Annotated in this window: 4 protein-coding genes; 2 read left to right on the forward strand and 2 right to left on the reverse strand. The window is 53.9% G+C overall.

Annotated features, from left to right (window positions below):
• A partial coding sequence (locus tag ABD892_RS02660; RefSeq protein ID WP_345193570.1) for a hypothetical protein occupies positions 1 to 1077 on the forward strand: 1077 nt, incomplete at its 5' end.
• A gap of 47 nt (positions 1078 to 1124) precedes the next feature.
• Here the strand turns inward: ABD892_RS02660 and tnpC are convergent.
• Entirely contained in the window at positions 1125 to 2105 is a 981-nt protein-coding gene (gene tnpC, locus ABD892_RS02665; protein WP_345193572.1) for an IS66 family transposase, read from the reverse strand.
• On the opposite strand from tnpC, the gene ABD892_RS02670 reads away from it, so the two are divergent.
• A complete protein-coding gene (locus ABD892_RS02670) occupies positions 2095 to 2310 on the forward strand; it encodes a DEAD/DEAH box helicase (RefSeq protein ID WP_345193574.1) in 216 nt (71 codons plus the stop codon). The genes tnpC and ABD892_RS02670 overlap by 11 nt on opposite strands.
• Positions 2311 to 2563: 253 nt before the next feature.
• Here ABD892_RS02670 and ABD892_RS02675 read toward each other — a convergent pair.
• A partial coding sequence (locus ABD892_RS02675; RefSeq protein WP_345193576.1) for a hypothetical protein occupies positions 2564 to 3347 on the reverse strand: 784 nt, incomplete at its 5' end.

The following is a 3347-nucleotide window of genomic DNA, read 5'->3' on the forward strand; positions in this document are numbered from 1 at the left end:
AACGCCTTCAAGCCGCAGGAGATCAGCAATACCGTCTGGGGGCTGGCGAAACTGCGCGAGGCCGGTGAGACCCTCGACAACAATGACGCCCTCAAACAACTGCTTCTGGCCGTGGCCAAAAAAGCCGGTCAGTTCACGGAACCCCAGCCAATCAGCAATACCGTCTGGGGGCTGGCGAAACTGCGCGAGGCCGGTGAGACCCTCGACAACAAGGACGCCCTCAAACAACTGCTTCTGGCCGTGGCCAACGCCGACGTCAACGCCTTCAAGCCGCAGGAGATCAGCAATACCGTCTGGGGGCTGGCCTCAATGGGGTGTATACAATATCAACGTGATTTTTTGGATACGGGGTTCTCATCCATGGAGATAAGCGAATGGCCAGATCAAGAACAGCATAATTTTGTCTGGGCTATGGCGGTCTCTATCTGTGAGCCTTATACAAGAGATATTGAGAACAAACCAACTGACCAGGAACTTGAAGTGACTTTACAGGCTGTTCATGTTTTGGTTCAACGGTTGCACTGTATCAGCAATCCCCCGGATGATGTTCGAGAGAGAAACCAGTTATTCCAGGCAGGTTGCGTAGTGCTACTTTTCCATGAGTTGGGACTATCCGATCAGTTAGAGTATGAAATGCCTGCCTCCCTGAAACCGGATTTTACGGACACTACTTCCTCACAGACTCAACGGCGGGCTGAACAGCTGTTCAAACAAGGTGCAGCTGATGGTGAATTCCAGCGTGAATACTCGCTTGAATATAAAGGGTTGAAGCTGCCACCGGTCGATATCTGGCGAAAGGAGACGGTCGATGGAAAAACCATTGAGTACTTCGTGGAAGTTCAAGGCCCATACCATTACACCCTCATGGGTAATCAGCGGTTCCCCGATGGCGCTACCTGCCTTAAACGTTTTCTGGTGCAATCTTGCCTTCAGAGCCTGAATGAGTCAGACACTGCTGTTAAACGCATATATCAGGAGATTCCGGTAGAAAAGATCGATGAGGTTAGACAACCCGCGACTGAACAAACCCAAGATTGGCATGTCCTGGTTGAGTCAATGACGCAGCTTTCACTCTAACCATGACAATGCCTGGCTACGGGCCTGGTGATGTGTTCAGGTTTCAATTAATCAGGCTTTTTCAACGGCAGCAGATGTTCAATACAGGCACCCTTATCTAGCCTGGGTATTTCCGTCAGCACATAACGCAGCCAGGCATAGGGTTCCAGTCCGTTAGCCTTTGCCGTCTCAATCAGGCTGTAGAGGATGGCGCTGGCGTTGGCTCCCTTGACGCTGTGGGCAAAGAGCCAGTTTTTCCTGCCGACCACCACGGGTTTGATCGCCCGTTCGGCGGCATTGTTATCAATGGCCAGCAGGCCGTCCTCCAGGTAACGGACGACACAGGACCACTGGTTCAGGGCATAGGTGATCGCCTTGCCCAGCAGGGATTTTGGGGGAACGATCGGTTGCAGCCGGTCCAGCCAGGTTTTCATCTCCTCCATGATGGGACTGCTTTCCGTCTGCCGCACCCGGTAGCGTTCACTGGGGGGCTTGTCCTTAATGTCCCGTTCGATGCCGTAGAGACGCTGGATCATCTTAAGCGCTTGTCTTGCACGGGTGGGCTTTTCGCCCTTTGGCGTGGCCTTGACCACCTCAGCAAACTTGCGGCGCACATGGGCCATACACCCCACTAACCGAATGCCGGGGTTTCTGTTACTCAGGGTTTTATAAGCTGAATGACCATCGCAGTGCAGGTAGCCGCTGAAGCCGGAGAGGAAGCTTTCGGGATGCTGGTGACCCCTTCCGGTCTGATAGTCGTAGAGGATAATGGCTTTATCCAGGGTTTCCGCCGTGCGGTAGACCCACATAAAGGAATTCGACTGTGGCGCACGCCCCGGCTCTTTCAGCACCTGGTTCGTCGTTTCATCGGCATGGAGCTGTGACTGTTCGACCAGCAGTTTGTGCAAGGCCTGGTAAATGGGTTCCAGCAGTTCGGCGCACCGGATCATCCACGCCGCCAGTGTCGCACGGCTGATCTCCGCGCCAATGCGCTTGAGGATGAATTCCTGACGGTACAGCGGCAGTGCGTCGCAATACTTGTTAGTCATCACCCAGGCCACCGACCGGGCCTACCGTATCGGCCAGAAGAGAAATGTTCAGGTACACAGGCTGATTACCGAGAACACCTTTGAGGAGAAAATCGACGCCATGATCCAGAGTAAGAAAGAACTGGCAGACCTGACGGTCGCCAGTGGCGAGCAATGGCTGTCCGAGCTCTCGGATGACGCCATCAGGGAACTGGTGTCACTGTAGGATTTCAGTTACATGGACTGATGCCGGGGCCGCCTGTCGGCCCTAACATAATTCAGCAAGATAGATGTGATCACTGATGCCAGGNGTCGTATTAAATCACACGAAAAGCAACATATGAATTGCTTTCGAGCGACTACAATTTGCGCTGAGAGTCCATATTGATTCACTTAGCGGACATTATTGTGACACTTCGCTGGATCAATACTTCCATTCATACAACGTCGCAAATACAAGGAACCAGCCGCTAGTTTATTCACTGACATTCCCGCACCCGTTCCGGATGCGCCAGCCATTGGCATAACCGGCCTTCCTGACCATAGCGACGTGAAATGGCCAGCGCCTTGTGCGAGTAACGTTCGGCCAACCGCTGCAGACTGTGATTGAGGGTTTCCTGTGTTTTTTCGCTGAGCCAGTTAGGGTAATGCAGGCCCAGCGTGGCACTGTTTTCCAGCACCCGCTCCTCCCAAGGGCCGAGCCGATCCGCCTCCAGAAGCGCCTTTTCAAAATCCTGATTGATCTGTGACTGCTGCGCCATGGCCATGGCATAGTCAGACCAGGCATAAGGCCACGCAGGGCGGAGAGCAATGGCGTCCCGCCAGGCACCGAGTAGCGGGGTCTTGCCGTCTGTTGTATCCATCAGGCCATACTGCTGCCCCCAGTCCAGCACACGGGCTTTCAGCACCCACTGTTCCGGCGCATCAGGCAGTAATTCTATTGCCCGCCTTGCACCATTCAGGGCAACCTCGTAATCCTTTGAGAGCAGCGAGAATTCATCGGGTTGCTTTGCCTGCTTCTCCCGCCAGAAATCCAGGTAGGCTTCTGTCTGGTTATTGTACGCGCCGGCCTGTACTAGTTTTCTGGCCTCATTGGCAGCAAAGCCGAGCAGGGTCAACCCAGCCACCACAACGATCAGCATGCGAAACCGGATGTTTGAGAAAGCTTTCATACCTCTGCTCACGGCAAGATCATGAAGCCCCTTGCCCCGCAAGGACTTCAGCCAGAAACGCTGTGCTTCGTGAAGCTTTCTTCTGCTTTCT

Origin of the sequence: Kistimonas scapharcae (assembly GCF_039540975.1) — a bacterium.
Taxonomy (GTDB): Bacteria; Pseudomonadota; Gammaproteobacteria; order Pseudomonadales; family Endozoicomonadaceae; genus Kistimonas; species Kistimonas scapharcae.

Coding starts and splice junctions, on each gene's coding strand:
- tnpC (WP_345193572.1), bottom strand. CDS start 2,105: ATGACTAACAAGTATTGCGACGCACTGCCGCTGTACCGTCAGGAATTC.